The organism is Tepidibacter thalassicus DSM 15285, assembly GCF_900129915.1.
In the GTDB taxonomy this organism is placed as follows: Bacteria; Bacillota; Clostridia; order Peptostreptococcales; family Peptostreptococcaceae; genus Tepidibacter; species Tepidibacter thalassicus.
The window spans coordinates 1-14,111 of sequence record NZ_FQXH01000019.1 but is presented as its reverse complement, the minus strand read 5'-3'; the positions used below and the strand labels follow the sequence as shown (position 1 = coordinate 14,111).

Sequence of the window (14,111 nt, the reverse complement as noted above, 5' to 3'; positions counted from 1 at the left end):
GCTAAACATATTCTAAAACTTGATTATATGCCACTAACATTTTATAATTTTATTAAATGTGTCTAAAAAAGAAAGGACGTAGATAAAAATGATTATACTCTCATGTAATAACATAAATAAAAGTTTCGGAATAGATCTTATATTAGAAAATATAAGCTTTACCATAAATGAAGGAGATAAAATAGGATTAGTCGGTGTAAACGGAACAGGAAAAACCACTTTATTCAAAATAATCTCAGGAGAATATGAATATGATAGTGGCGAAATATATATATCTAAAAATACAAAAATAGGATATTTAAAGCAAAATACCAATTTTGAATCTAATAACAGTATACTCGATGAAGTCTTAACAGTATTTAACGATTTAATTGAAATGGAAAAATACTTAAGAAATTTAGAAATACAAATAGCTGAAGAAAGTAAAAAAGGCAATTCCAAAATTCTTCAAAACTTAATGAATGAATACTCTAAGAAATTGGAATACTTTTCAAACAACAATGGATATGGCTACAAATCTGAAGCCAAAGGAGTTTTAAAAGGTTTAGGTTTTAGCGATGAAGATTTCAATAAAAATATAAACATACTATCTGGTGGAGAAAAAACCAGAGTTTTACTTGCAAAACTCCTCCTTAAAAAGCCTAATTTACTTTTACTAGACGAACCTACTAACCACTTAGACACAGATGCCGTAGAATGGCTAGAAGTTTTTCTAAAACAATACAAAGGAACTGTTTTTATAATTTCACACGATAGATATTTCCTGGATCAAATAGTAAACAAAGTCTTTGAACTTTCTAATAAAAAGTTAAAATCATACAACGGAAATTATTCTACATTTATTGAAAAATCAAAAATAGAAAAAGAACTCGAAATAAAAAAATACGAAGAACAACAAAGAGAAATAAAAAAACAAGAAGAAGTGATAGATAAATTAAAAGCATTTGGAAGAGAAAAACATCTAAAAAGAGCAAGAAGTAGAGAAAAAGCTTTAAATAAAATAGATATTATGGAAAAACCTGAAGCATTTAGAAAAAAAGCAAAAATACGATTCGAACCATCTGTTGCTAGTGGACACGATGTATTAAGTGTCAATTCTCTATCCATGGCATATGATGAAAACATATTATTTAAAAATGTCAGTTTCAATATATATAAAGGTGAAAAAGTTGCATTAATTGGCCCTAATGGAATTGGTAAATCTACATTATTTAAAATATTAATGAAAGAATTAAACCCTGTACATGGAAATTTTAACCTTGGAACTAATGTAAACATAGGATATTTTCATCAAGAACAAAAAACTCTCAATTTAAATAATACAATAATAGATGAAATTTGGAATGAAAATACCAATTTAAACCAAACCACTATAAGAACAATGCTTGCATCTTTTTTATTTGAAGGAGAAGAAGTATTCAAAAAAATATCAACATTAAGCGGTGGAGAAAGAGCAAGAGTAGCTTTACTTAAATTAATGCTCTCAAAATCTAACTTCTTATTACTTGATGAACCTACTAACCACTTAGATATAGATTCTAAAGAAGTACTAGAAACTGCACTTTCAAATTACGAAGGTACTTTATTTATAATTTCCCATGATAGATACTTTTTAAATAAAGTTGTAGATAAAATATTATTACTCAGTCCAGATGGAATTAAAGAATACCATGGCAATTACGATTATTATTTAGAAAAAAGAAGACAAACCGAACAAACAACTGAAAATACACAAGAAAAGACTAAAACACAAATAAAAGAAGAAAAAAGAAAAGAAAAAGAAAAAAAAGAACGCGAAAAAAAACTCAGAATAAAAAGACAAAATATAGAAAAAGAAATAATGAGTATTGAATCTAAAATTGAAGAATTAAATGAATTAATGTGCCTTGAAGAAATATACTCAAATCCTGAAAAATCAAAAGAAATTAATAAAAATAAATACGAACTCGAAATCAAACTTGAAAATTTATACAAAGAATGGGAAGAGCTTATAGACTAACAGCTCTTCTTTTTTTGTTAACTTTACCATTAAACATAGTTGACTATATCCAATTTTAACTGTAAAATATAATTGTAAACCTCAAAAAAAACATTTGTTTACAAAAGGAGGAGATTATGAATACTAAAAATCTAGTTTTATCATCTTTATTCGCAGCAATAACAGCAATAACTTCACAAATAACTATACCAATTCAACCTGTACCTATTACTTTTCAAGTACTAGCTGTTGCTTTAGCAGGTGCTTTACTTGGAAAAAAATACGGTTTTATATCTCAAATTGTATTTTTGCTACTTGGAGCAATCGGCATACCTGTATTTGCTGAATTTAAAGGTGGACTTAATATAATCGCTGGCCCAACAGGTGGATATTTATTAGCATATCCTTTAGCCGCATATATTACTGGTTATTTTAGCGAAAAAGAAGGTATTGTAAACATCAGTATAGGTATGATTCTTGGACTTATTATTATATACATATTGGGTATGCTTCAACTTAAATTTATATTAAATTTATCTTTACAAAAAGCTTTTATGGTAGGAGTTGCACCTTTTTTAATTCTAGATTTAATCAAATTAATTATAGCAAGCTTTATTGTAAATACAATTCTTAAAAGAAGTAATGTTTTTCAAAAAGCTTAAAAAAGCTAGGTTTTTCCTAGCTTTTATTTTTGCCCTAACTTTAAATTAGGAACTGCATTTAATGTAAGATTTGATATTTTTCCTTTTATATAATCATAATAAGCTGCACATCCTATCATCGCTGCATTATCTGTACACAACTCAATCGATGGATATTTTACAGTTATATTATTTTCACTACATTTTTGAATTAACTTTTCTCTAAGTCCTGAATTTGCAGCAACTCCTCCTGCAAGTACTATTTTATTATATCCCTTCACTTTAGCTGCTTTTATAGATTTATTAACCAAAACTTCAACTACTGCTTCCTGAAAAGATGCAGCTATATCTTCCACAACTACGTCTTCATTCCTCATCCTCTTACTATTCAAATAATTAAGAACTGCCGATTTAAGCCCACTAAAACTAAAATCAAAACTATCTTCATCTAAATAAACCCTTGGAAAATCTATTGCATTTTTATTTCCTATTTTAGCTAATTTATCAATTATAGGCCCTCCTGGATATCCAAGTTTTAATGCTCTCGCTATTTTATCAAAAGCTTCTCCTGCAGCATCATCTCTTGTTCTTCCCAATATTTCATACTCACCATAATCTTTAACTTCAACAAGATGAGTATGTCCACCTGAAACTATTAAACATATAAAAGGAGGTTCTAAATTTTTATCCTCTATAAAATTTGCACAGATATGCCCTTCTATATGATTAACCCCTACTAACGGCTTATTTAATGCAAAAGATAATGCCTTCGCAGTTGATAATCCTACAAGTAGCGCTCCAACAAGCCCTGGTCCATATGTAACTCCTATTAAATCTATATCATCAAATTTTATATCAGCTTCATCTAAAGCAGTTTGAATTACAGCATCTATATTTTCTACATGTTTCCTTGAAGCAACTTCTGGAACTACTCCTCCAAATTTTTTATGAAGGTCTATTTGAGTTGCAACTATATTAGCCAAAACCTCTCTTCCATTTTTAAGAACAGCTGCTGAAGTTTCATCACAACTGCTCTCTATCGCTAAAGTTATTATATCCTTCATTAACTACACTCCTTTATTTATCTCTTTCCACATAATAAGCGCATCTTCATGTGTATCTTTATAATAATCTGGTCTAATACCTGCTATTTCAAAACCATGTTTTTTATATAAATTTTGAGCAGTAATATTTGATTTTCTAACTTCAAGTGTCATAGAAGTTACATCATTTTTTATGCACTCATCTATTAAAGCATTTACTATTTTATTTCCAAGTCCAATTCCTCTATAATCTGGATGAACTGCTATATTAGTTATATGTCCTTCATCTACTATAAGCCATATTCCTCCATAAGCTACTATAGTATTATCTTTTTCAATCACTATATATCTAGCTAACTTGTTTTTTAGCTCTTGTTCAAATGCTCCTTTTGTCCATGGCGTAACAAAACATAATTTTTCTAATTCAACTATTTTATCTATATCGTTTTTAGTTAAATATCTTACATCAATATTATTTCCCATTTTCGCCCATCCTCTTTAATCTCTCCTCATATTGAACTTCTGCTTGAGATTTTCTTATATAATACGGAACTACATCATAATGATTTTTAACATCACCTTTTTTATATTTTTCAAAAGCCAATTCACATATACTAGATGCTCTAGATATTTTATGAGAATTAGGAGCTATATAAACATTATCTAAATCAATTAACTTATCTTTATATAAATCAACAGCTTCTCCAAGCAATACTACTTCTTCATATCTTTCTTTTATTTCTTCTACTAAACTATCAATATTTTTTACAGTTATATCCTCAACACTTACAAGAGTATTATTTTCCCATATATATTTACATGTATAAACTTGATTTCTTTGAGCATCCATTATAGGACATATTATTCCTTTTGAAAAATTCATATTAAAAGCTAAACTCTCTAGCGAATTAATCGTAGCCACAGATATATTTCTTACATGAGCTAAGGCCTTTGCAGTAGCAGCTCCTATTCTAAGTCCCGTAAAAGATCCCGGTCCTATACACAATCCAATTAAGTCTATATCTTCTATACTGATTTCACATAACTTAAATATTTCATCAATCATCGGCATAAGCTTTTGAGAATGAGTTTTTTTAGTATTTATTATATACTCTCCTATTAATTTATCATCTTCCATAATTGCAACAGTTCCAACTTGAGAAGATGTATCTATTCCAAGTATTTTCATTATTTCAACAACTCCTTAACTATTTTTTCATACTCTTGCCCAAAAGGTATCAATATCATCTCTCTTCCATCTTCTTTATAATTAAGTTCTAATTTCAAATAATTATCCGGAAGAATATCTTCGATTAAATTCGCCCATTCTATTATACAAACACCTTGTCCATATATATACTCTTCAAATCCTATTTCATACATTTCTTCACTAGAAGATATTCTATAAACATCAAAATGATATAGAGGAACTCTTCCTTCATATTCATTAACTATAGTAAATGTAGGACTTGTAATATAATCATCTACCCCAAGTCCTTTTGCTATACTTTGAGTAATAGTAGTTTTTCCTGCTCCCAAATCCCCTATTAAACAAACTACATTTCCTTTATTTAATAATTTTCCTAATTTATATCCAATTTCTTTAGTCTCTTCTTCATTTTTTAAATATATTTTTTCCATTTTTTATTACTCCTATCTACATAATTTCCTAATTAATTATAACAAAAAAATTAAAAGTGCAGTAAATTTTACTACACTTTTAAAATTATTATACAAATTATTTTAATACCATAGAAACCTTTTTATATAAAACTGCTGTTATAAACGATACTACAATCCCTTTTATTAAATTAAAAGGAATTACTGCATAGTAAATTAAAGTTTTAACATCGACAATAGCACTATTTACTACACTTCCCATCTTAACAATAGCCTCTATCGGAAACATATTAGAATAAAAAGGAATAAGTATATAGTAATTTGCAATACCTCCAATAACAGCCATGGCAACTGTTCCAGCTATACATCCAAGTATTGCATTTTTCTTATTTTTGTTTATATAATATATTCCCGATGATACAAACACAAATCCTCCACCCACTAAAAAATTTGCAAATTCTCCAACTCCACCAGTACTACTTTTAGTTACAAAATGCAGTAAGTTTTTAATAAGTTCTACAAATATACCAGCCACCGGTCCTAGAGAAAAACCGCATATTATCGCTGGAATATCAGAAAAATCTAATTTTAAAAACGCTGGAAAAAACATTACTGGAAATTCTATAAACATAATTAAGTAAGATAAAATTGAAAGAATAGATATTTTTACCATTGAAGAAGTACTAAAAATACTTTTTTTTGCAGAAACTTGATTATACATATCCATACCCTCCTAATAAATAATTAAAGCCTGAAGATATACTTCAGGCTTTACAATCTAAATATATGAATACACAATATACCTAATCTTCTTCCATCCAGACTTTACTGTCGGCCTTGGAATTACACCAAGTCTGCCAAAACGGCTCGCGGGCTATAACCGCCGGTCGGGAATTTCACCCTGCCCTGAAGATTATCTTCAAACTTTATTAATTTTTTATTTAATTTAATAATAATACTTTTTAAGATCAATGTCAAAAATTTTTTTAAGCTTTATAAACTACTTCTCCATTAACTATTGTATATAAAACCTTGCTTTGAATCTCAAGTGGATCTGCATCCCATATTACTATATCAGCATCTTTTCCAACTTCAATAGATCCTACCCTATCACTTATACCAAGAACTTGTGCTGGATTTATAGTAATAGCCTCTAATGCTTTAGTTTTATCCATTCCAGCTTTTACTGCAAGCCCTGCACAAAGAGGTAAATATTGAATAGGGACAACAGGATGATCCGTCATAAGACATACTTTAAGTCCTGCATTTGATAAAATCCCTGGTGTTTCAAATGTCAAATTTCTAAGCTCTATTTTACTTCTTTCCGAAAGAGAAGGTCCAACTATTACCGGATAATTTTCTTTAACCAAATGCTTTACTATTAAATGACCTTCTGTACAATGATCTATTGTAAGATTTAAACCAAATTCTTTGGCAATTCTTATTGCTGTAAATATATCATCCGCTCTATGAGCATGAGCTTTTAGAGGTATCTCTTTTTTTATAACTGGCAATAAAGCTTCCATTTTTATATCATATTCAGGTCTATCTGCATCTTCATTTCCTTCATATTCAATCATATCTTCTAAATAAAATTGTGCTTTTCTTAAAGTTTCTCTGAGAAGTGATGCTGTAGCCATTCTAGTTTGAGGAGTTTTATCCTCTTTTCCATAAGCAGATTTCGGATTTTCTCCAAATGCAATCTTAACTCCTATTGTCTTTATAAGCATATCATCAATTCTATCTCCCCAAGTCTTAATAGCGACAAACTGTCCTCCTATTACATTTGCACTTCCTGGACCACTTGCTACTGTTGTAATCCCACCTTGTAATGCTTCTTTAAAATTTCTATCCATAGGATTTATTCCATCTATAGCATTTAAATGTGGGGTTATAGGATCTGTCTCTTCATTTCCATCTGCACCTTCATACCCCATACCATCTTCCCAAATTCCAAGATGTGTATGTGCATCTATAAACCCAGGAAACACTAAGTTACCTTTCGCATCTATTACTTTGACATCTAAAGGAACAACTAAATTTTTACCTATTTCTTCTATTTTGCCATCTTTAATCAATATATCTCCATCTATTACCCCCTCATTTGCCATGGTGTATATTTTAGCATTTTTTATACACAACATTCCGCATTCTCCTCTCTTATAGGTAATTTTATTGTAAATTTTGACATTTTACCTTTGATTGATTGGACTTGTATTTGACCTTTATTAGCTTCTATATTCTTCTTCACTATACTAAGTCCCAATCCTGTACTTTTTTCTTTGGTCGTAAAAAAAGGATCAAATATAACATCTATTATTTCTTCATCTATTCCTTTTCCTTCATCTATTATTTCTACTACAACTTCATCTTCTTCATCATAGCTATTTATATATATATTGCCACCATCTTCCATAGAATCCACAGAATTTAAAATCATATTAACTATAGCTTCCCTTATATCCGATTCATGAACGAATATATTATGTACACTATTTAAATTTAAAACTATGTCAATATTCCGCCCTCTTATGTGAGTCATATTTTCCCATTTAGGTCTAGTAGTTTCTATAGCCTTTATTATTATATCATTTATACATAAATGTTTTTTATCTTCTTTTATATTTCTCGAAAAATCTTGTATATTTTTCACTTTATTTATAGCTTCATTTGTTCCCTCATATATTATATTTATGTATTCCTTTATATCATATGCTTGTTTATTTATACTTAGAAGCTGAGTATATCCTTTTATTATAGAAAATACATTATTTAAATCGTGAACTATACCTCCTGCAAATTCTCCCATATATCTTATTTTATTACTACTATTTTTAAGTATTTTTCCTTCTTCTCTCTCTTTAAAACCGTATATAATATCTCCAAGACTTGTGCATATAACATCTATTACATAATCATCTGTTTTTCCTTTATAAAAATTTTCTTTATATCCAAGAGTTAATATTCCTACTATTTGACCATGAGCATATATCCTGTAACTATAAGTCATATCTATATTAGAATATGAATATTCCTTTTCTATTTTTTTATTATTAAAAAGAACTGTTATAGCTCCATAATCTGCATGAGTTATACTCAATACTGTTTCTATAGTTTTTTTGATAATTTTATCCAAGTCATTTTCAAAACTGAGACTAATTATAGAATCATTGAGTATTTGTAAATTTTTTTTATTTTTTTCCAAATTCAAATTATCAAGTTTTGCTTTTCGAATAGATTTTAACAAAAATTTCACATTATTCATTTCTTTTATATTTATTATTTGTCTTTTATTTTGATCATCTAGTATAAGCTTGTCATAATTATAAAGCAAGAGAAAATCTTCTATTACATCCAACTCAAAATCTACTATATTACAAAATGTAACTATTCTATATCTATCATCAGTTAGTAATTTTATCTTTTCACTTTCATAACCTCTTATATTATCTAAATTTTTCAATATCCAATCCGAAGTTACTACAACAAGTATTTTATCTGATTTTTTTTCAAAATCTTGTAATAAAAATTTACATGTTTCAAAGACAAATACTTTTTCTTTATCTCTAACATTCAACTTTTCAAATAAATATTCATCCCCTAAAAATACACATAAAATTCCTCTTTCTAAAGACTCATTAATACAATGTTCCATCAAATCCATTCCAAATAATTCACTAGAACCTATTACACCTATATTCCCCCAATTTTCCATTTTAGCCTCCTAATTAAACATTTGTAGTATTTTCTTTATTTCTTCTATTCCAAAAGGTTTTTCCAGTATATAATCTATGGTATCACTATTATAATCACCTATATCTCCAAGCCATCCTGTCATAAGAACAAATCTTATATCTTTGTAAACTTCTTTTATTTTTTGTGCAAGCTCTATTCCATTCAAATTGGGCATCGCTAAATCACTTATAATTAAATCGTATTTTTTTTCATTGAGTTTTCTAAGTGCCTCAGTTCCGCTAAAACATATATCAACTTCTTTTCCCATACTTTTTAGTATTTCACCAGTAGCTTTAGCTACAGGAATCTTATCATCTACAACTAAAATTTTACAATCAATATGTTCACATTCCTCATCAATCAAATCAAAACTCGAAAATTCCTCCAATTCTACAGGGAGAGAAAATACAAATCTCGTTCCTTTTCCTTCTTCACTTTCAACCTCTATAGTTCCGCCATGGTCTTTTATTATCTTATACGAAACTGAAAGTCCTATGCCATTTCCATTTACCCCCTTAGTGCTAAAAAACGGGTCAAATATTCTAGGAAGTATACTTTTAGGTATTCCTTCTCCTGTATCTTCTATCTCTACAAATATATTATTTTCTACATTATAAGTTCTAACATATATCTCTCCGCCATTTGGCATTGCATCAACAGCATTATTTAATATATTTATTATTACTTCTCTTATTTCAAATTCTCTGCCTTTTATATTTCCAATTCCTTTTAAATCCTTATTTACAGTTATACTAATTCCCGACATACATTTTTCTTCTATTTTAGGAGATAACATATTTAAAGCTATTTTGATTATTCTATCTAAATCAAAAAACTGCTTATCTCCTTCTTTTATATCTTTAGTAAATTCTTGAATACGCCTTAACATTTCAGCTCCATCAAGAGAAGCTCTTTTTATAATCTCTAAATAATTTCTAACTGTTTTATCTTGATTTTTCACCAAAGCTAAATCCACATACCCAGATATTGTAGCAAGTATATTATTAAAATCATGAGCTACTCCATTGTATATCTCTCCTAATGCTTTTAACTTTTCATTTTGACTTATTATGCTATCATTTTTTATTTTTTCTAAAAATGCATTGACTATATTCCTAGCAGAAGATACATATATTTCTAATATATCCTTATTCTTGTAGTAAGGTTTGTTTTCATTAAAACACAAATATATAATTGTAAATTCATTAATATTCAAAAATAACATCGTCTTATCTTCTAAATTGATTTTTTCAACAAATTCATTTTCATTTAATTTTAAATTTATATTACTCTCAATACATCTACAAAACTCTCCTACTTTATGAGATATATAAAAATTTTCTCCCTCTGATTTCGTCAAAATTCCCCCACCACAAGCATCAGTTATATTAATTACAAGTTCTAAAAAATTTTTTAGAAAATCATCCAAACTATTTATTTTACTTACATTAGTCAAAAAAGAGTTTAATTTTTCAAGATCTTTTATATTATCATAAGTATTTTTTTTAGCTTTTACAGAAGATTGTATACTTTCAAGAATTAAACTCAACTCTTTTATTCTCTTATTACTATAAATTTCAACAGTCTCCTCATCTTCAAACAAAATCCCGTTGTAATAAGAAGAAAGTTTTAATAAATCATCTATGGATAAATCTAAAACATTGTAATAACAGAGATATTCATAATTTTCCTTAACTGCTTTCTTTATCAATTCAACTTTCGTATTTAATTCCCTTGTACAAATACCAACTATCCTTACCTTTTCATATCCCAAATCCAAGCTTTCCTTTTTTAATATAGAAAACAATTCAATATTTTCTATAAATTTTTCACACTCAACTATAACCAGTTTATTTGAGTTTATATGCTCATTTAAACGAAATACGTAATTTTTAAAATTTTTTAAAATACTATCTAAATAAATTTTATCTACTACTACAACTATCCTTCCTTCTTTTTTTAAAATCAAATTCAAATATCTCGATATTACAGAAAAATCTCTCTCTAACTTTGTACTTAATATCATAATATTCTGAAGTTCAGTTGCAAATTTTAATCTTCTACATATACTCATATCTTTCAAATCCCCTTCATAGAAAGCGATACTTTTTTCTTTTCAATATCAATACCTATTACTACAACATCAACAATATCTCCCACGGATACTATTTCCATAGGATCTTTAACGAATTTATCGCTCATCTGCGATTTATGTACAAGCCCATCATTCTTAATTCCTATATCCACAAACGCTCCAAAATCAACTACATTTCTAACTGTACCCTTAAGTATCATCCCTTCTTTAATATCCTCTATTTTTAAGACATCACTTCTAAATATAGGTTTCATATTCTCTTCTCTAGGATCTCTTCCCGGCTTTTTTATCTCATTTATTATATCAATCAACGTAGGTATTCCAACATTTAGCTCTTTACTCAAATTATCTATTCCAATTTCTTTTACTTTATCATCTATATCTTTTATATTTCTACATTTAACGTCATTTAAAGTATATTCTAGTTTTTCTAATAATTTCCTGCAAACATCATAACTTTCTGGATGTACCCCAGTATTATCCAACGGATTTTGTGAATCAGAAATCCTCAAAAACCCTGCACATTGAACAAAAGTAGCAGGTCCTAACCTTTTTACTTTTTTAAGTTCTTCACGAGATTTAAAATTTCCTATTTCTTCTCTATATAAAACTATATTCTTGGCAATAGACTTACTTATTCCTGATACATATTCTAAAAGCGAATAAGACGCACTATTAAGATCAACTCCAACACTATTTACACTATCCTCTACTACTCCATTTAAAACTTCACTAAGTCTTTTTTGATTTACATCATGTTGATATTGCCCAACCCCTATATGCTTAGGCTCAATTTTTACAAGCTCAGCAAGAGGATCTTGAAGCCTTCTAGCTATGGATATTGCCCCTCTTAAAGATACATTTACATTAGGATGTTCTTCATTCGCAAGAGAAGACGCTGAATAAACAGAAGCTCCTGCTTCATTTACAATAATGTATTTCACTTCTTTGTCAATTTCTTTAATTAAAGACGCTACAAATATTTCAGATTCTCTTGACGCTGTTCCATTTCCTATTGCAATTATATCTACTCCATACTTATTTATAAGTTCAATTAATACCTTCTTCGATCCTTGTATATCATTTTGAGGTTCTGTTGGATAGATAGTTGCTGTATCTAATAGCTTTCCATTTTTATCAACCACAGCTATTTTGCATCCTGTTCTATATGCAGGATCAAATCCCATAACTACACTATCTTTTACAGGAGGCTGTAAAAGAAGCTTTTTAATATTTTCTCCAAATACTTTTATAGCTCTTTCATGTGCTTTTTCTGTCAAATTATTTCTTATTTCTCTTTCTATCGAAGGAAATATAAGTCTTTTATAAGCATCTTCTATACTTTCTTCTATATATCTAGATACTTCACTATTTGCTTCTTTTATATATTTACTCTTTATCTTTTCTAATATATTTTCATCTGGAAGTTCTATTTTTACCTTTAAATACTTTTCTTTTTCTCCTCTATTTACAGCAAGTATTCTATGAGGAGCCATGGTTTTTATATTTTCACTATACGAATAATACATCTCATATACTGATTTTTCATCTTTAACCCCTCTAGATATTATTAATCCTTCATTTAAAGCTATTCTTCTTATAATCTTTCTAATATGAGCATCTTCTGATATAATTTCTGCAATTATATCAAGAGCTCCCTTTATTGCTTCATCTTCGCTATTTACTCCTTTTTCTTCATTTATATATCTTCTAGCATCTATTTTTACATCTTTTATTCTGTAATTTAATATATCTATCGCTAAACTTTCAAGCCCTTTCTCTTTAGCTATAGTTGCTCTAGTTCTTTTTTTAGGCTTAAATGGAGCGTATATATCTTCTACTTCTTGAATTGTTTTAGCTTTTTTTATACCTATTTTTATTTCATCGCTTAGTTTTCCCATCTCATCTATAAGCCTTAATACATCTTCTTTTCTATTTTTTAAATTTCTAAGATAATTAAGCCTATCGTAAAATTCTCTTAAAATGACATCACTCATATTCCCTGTCATTTCTTTTCTATATCTAGCAATAAACGGAATAGTGTTCCCATCATCTATAAGCTTTATTGTATTTACAACTTGAAATTCTTTTAAATTCAATTCTTCTTGAAGTATTTTTTCTATATTCATAACATCTCTCCTTTTAAGTAACTTACACAAAAATTATATCAAAAAAAAATACACGTTAAAAAACAATTTTTCGCCAATATAATACTTTTTTTGAATTTTCTTGAATATTATAACACAAAAAAAGCCTCGTATTATTGACAATACGAGACTTTTTCAGTTTACCCTTTTTCCCACCTATTTTCACTATTTACTACATAATCATTAATATATCCCTTGCCATATGTCATTCCAGCTACTACTCTAGGTCCTTTATTTTTATCTATATTTTCTCTATACATTTTTTCACCGAGTTCATTCCATCCTTCATAAAGAGGAGTAACTATTTTTATCGCTTCTTCAAGCTTTGTTTTATCTTTTTTTATGTCGGCATCTGTTATAAGTTTATTTATATATAAATACAGACTTCTATAATTATTTGCTATTTCAGAATCTCCTTTTAATGTAGCTATAAATTCCGCTATTATATCTCTGCATTTATTTATTGATTTATTAAAATTTTGTTTATCACCAATATAATCAATACTCTCTTTTAATGTATCTATTAATCCCTCATAAAGTATAGCTACAAGCTGTGCTTCATTGGCAGTTGCTACTCTAGATGCCAAATACTCCTTTTCTATCATACATTATCCCCCACTTTTTAGCCTAGTAATTTAAGAATTGCTTGTGGTTGTTGATTAGCTTGAGCAAGCATAGATACTCCAGCCTGTTGAAGTACATTTAATTTTTGATAATTAGCCATTTCAAGTGCCATATCAGTATCTTCTATTCTCGACATAGCTGCTGTTAAGTTTTCAGTAGTGTTGTCTAAGTTAGCAATAGTATGCTCAAGTCTATTTTGAGTAGCTCCAAGTTTTGATCTTTCTGATG

13 protein-coding genes and 1 riboswitch are annotated in these 14,111 nt (G+C 28.3%); of the genes, 2 read left to right on the top strand and 11 right to left on the bottom strand.

Features of this window, described 5'->3' with window-relative positions:
* Window positions 1-88: 88 nt before the first annotated feature.
* Window positions 89-1,999: an ABC-F family ATP-binding cassette domain-containing protein gene (locus tag BUA19_RS08325; RefSeq protein ID WP_072725550.1), complete on the top strand. Its 1,911-nt coding sequence runs from the start codon at window positions 89-91 to the stop codon at window positions 1,997-1,999.
* Between the two features lie 116 nt (window positions 2,000-2,115).
* On the top strand, window positions 2,116-2,640 hold the full coding sequence (locus tag BUA19_RS08320) for a biotin transporter BioY (RefSeq protein WP_072725548.1): 525 nt from the start codon (window positions 2,116-2,118) through the stop codon (window positions 2,638-2,640).
* A gap of 23 nt (window positions 2,641-2,663) precedes the next feature.
* Here the strand turns inward: BUA19_RS08320 and tsaD are convergent, their stop codons facing one another.
* The 11 genes from tsaD to BUA19_RS08265 form a co-directional block, all read right to left on the bottom strand.
* Window positions 2,664-3,683 (bottom strand): tRNA (adenosine(37)-N6)-threonylcarbamoyltransferase complex transferase subunit TsaD, encoded by a 1,020-nt coding sequence (gene tsaD / locus BUA19_RS08315; RefSeq protein ID WP_072725546.1) that lies wholly within the window; start codon window positions 3,681-3,683, stop codon window positions 2,664-2,666.
* 3 nt (window positions 3,684-3,686) lie between these two features.
* Window positions 3,687-4,145 (bottom strand): ribosomal protein S18-alanine N-acetyltransferase, encoded by a 459-nt coding sequence (gene rimI, locus BUA19_RS08310; RefSeq protein WP_072725544.1) that lies wholly within the window; start codon window positions 4,143-4,145, stop codon window positions 3,687-3,689.
* A complete protein-coding gene (tsaB, locus tag BUA19_RS08305) occupies window positions 4,135-4,851 on the bottom strand; it encodes a tRNA (adenosine(37)-N6)-threonylcarbamoyltransferase complex dimerization subunit type 1 TsaB (RefSeq protein ID WP_072725542.1) in 717 nt (238 codons plus the stop codon). The genes rimI and tsaB overlap by 11 nt, the downstream gene beginning before the upstream one ends.
* A complete protein-coding gene (tsaE, locus tag BUA19_RS08300) occupies window positions 4,851-5,303 on the bottom strand; it encodes a tRNA (adenosine(37)-N6)-threonylcarbamoyltransferase complex ATPase subunit type 1 TsaE (RefSeq protein ID WP_072725541.1) in 453 nt (150 codons plus the stop codon). The genes tsaB and tsaE overlap by 1 nt, the downstream gene beginning before the upstream one ends.
* A gap of 97 nt (window positions 5,304-5,400) precedes the next feature.
* On the bottom strand, window positions 5,401-6,003 hold the full coding sequence (locus BUA19_RS08295; protein WP_143145409.1) for an ECF transporter S component: 603 nt from the start codon (window positions 6,001-6,003) through the stop codon (window positions 5,401-5,403).
* 81 nt (window positions 6,004-6,084) lie between these two features.
* Window positions 6,085-6,200: riboswitch (FMN riboswitch) on the bottom strand.
* A 68-nt stretch (window positions 6,201-6,268) separates the two neighbouring features.
* Entirely contained in the window at window positions 6,269-7,426 is a 1,158-nt protein-coding gene (locus tag BUA19_RS08290; protein WP_072725537.1) for an amidohydrolase, read from the bottom strand.
* Complete coding sequence (locus BUA19_RS08285; protein WP_072725535.1) at window positions 7,414-8,997, bottom strand: two-component system sensor histidine kinase NtrB; 1,584 nt, start codon at window positions 8,995-8,997, stop codon at window positions 7,414-7,416. Before BUA19_RS08285 ends, BUA19_RS08290 begins: the two co-directional genes overlap by 13 nt.
* Before the next feature lie 9 nt (window positions 8,998-9,006).
* The gene (locus BUA19_RS08280) at window positions 9,007-11,091 is read right to left on the bottom strand and encodes a hybrid sensor histidine kinase/response regulator (RefSeq protein ID WP_143145408.1); all 2,085 of its coding nucleotides are present in this window, start codon (window positions 11,089-11,091) and stop codon (window positions 9,007-9,009) included.
* A 5-nt stretch (window positions 11,092-11,096) separates the two neighbouring features.
* A complete protein-coding gene (locus BUA19_RS08275; RefSeq protein WP_072725531.1) occupies window positions 11,097-13,241 on the bottom strand; it encodes a Tex family protein in 2,145 nt (714 codons plus the stop codon).
* A gap of 158 nt (window positions 13,242-13,399) precedes the next feature.
* On the bottom strand, window positions 13,400-13,864 hold the full coding sequence (gene fliS / locus BUA19_RS08270; protein ID WP_072725530.1) for a flagellar export chaperone FliS: 465 nt from the start codon (window positions 13,862-13,864) through the stop codon (window positions 13,400-13,402).
* A gap of 17 nt (window positions 13,865-13,881) precedes the next feature.
* Window positions 13,882-14,111, bottom strand: a 230-nt coding sequence (locus tag BUA19_RS08265; protein ID WP_278280459.1) for a flagellin, incomplete at its 5' end; no start/stop codon positions are given.

Bases quoted from the DNA above. Each gene is read 5' to 3' on its own strand.
- BUA19_RS08325 (WP_072725550.1), top strand. From the start codon at position 89: ATGATTATACTCTCATGTAATAACATAAATAAAAGTTTCGGAATAGAT.
- BUA19_RS08320 (WP_072725548.1), top strand. From the start codon at position 2,116: ATGAATACTAAAAATCTAGTTTTATCATCTTTATTCGCAGCAATAACA.
- tsaD (WP_072725546.1), bottom strand. From the start codon at position 3,683: ATGAAGGATATAATAACTTTAGCGATAGAGAGCAGTTGTGATGAAACT.
- rimI (WP_072725544.1), bottom strand. From the start codon at position 4,145: ATGGGAAATAATATTGATGTAAGATATTTAACTAAAAACGATATAGAT.
- tsaB (WP_072725542.1), bottom strand. From the start codon at position 4,851: ATGAAAATACTTGGAATAGATACATCTTCTCAAGTTGGAACTGTTGCA.
- tsaE (WP_072725541.1), bottom strand. From the start codon at position 5,303: ATGGAAAAAATATATTTAAAAAATGAAGAAGAGACTAAAGAAATTGGA.
- BUA19_RS08295 (WP_143145409.1), bottom strand. From the start codon at position 6,003: ATGTATAATCAAGTTTCTGCAAAAAAAAGTATTTTTAGTACTTCTTCA.
- BUA19_RS08290 (WP_072725537.1), bottom strand. From the start codon at position 7,426: ATGTTGTGTATAAAAAATGCTAAAATATACACCATGGCAAATGAGGGG.
- BUA19_RS08285 (WP_072725535.1), bottom strand. From the start codon at position 8,997: ATGGAAAATTGGGGGAATATAGGTGTAATAGGTTCTAGTGAATTATTT.
- BUA19_RS08280 (WP_143145408.1), bottom strand. From the start codon at position 11,091: ATGAGTATATGTAGAAGATTAAAATTTGCAACTGAACTTCAGAATATT.
- BUA19_RS08275 (WP_072725531.1), bottom strand. From the start codon at position 13,241: ATGAATATAGAAAAAATACTTCAAGAAGAATTGAATTTAAAAGAATTT.
- fliS (WP_072725530.1), bottom strand. From the start codon at position 13,864: ATGATAGAAAAGGAGTATTTGGCATCTAGAGTAGCAACTGCCAATGAA.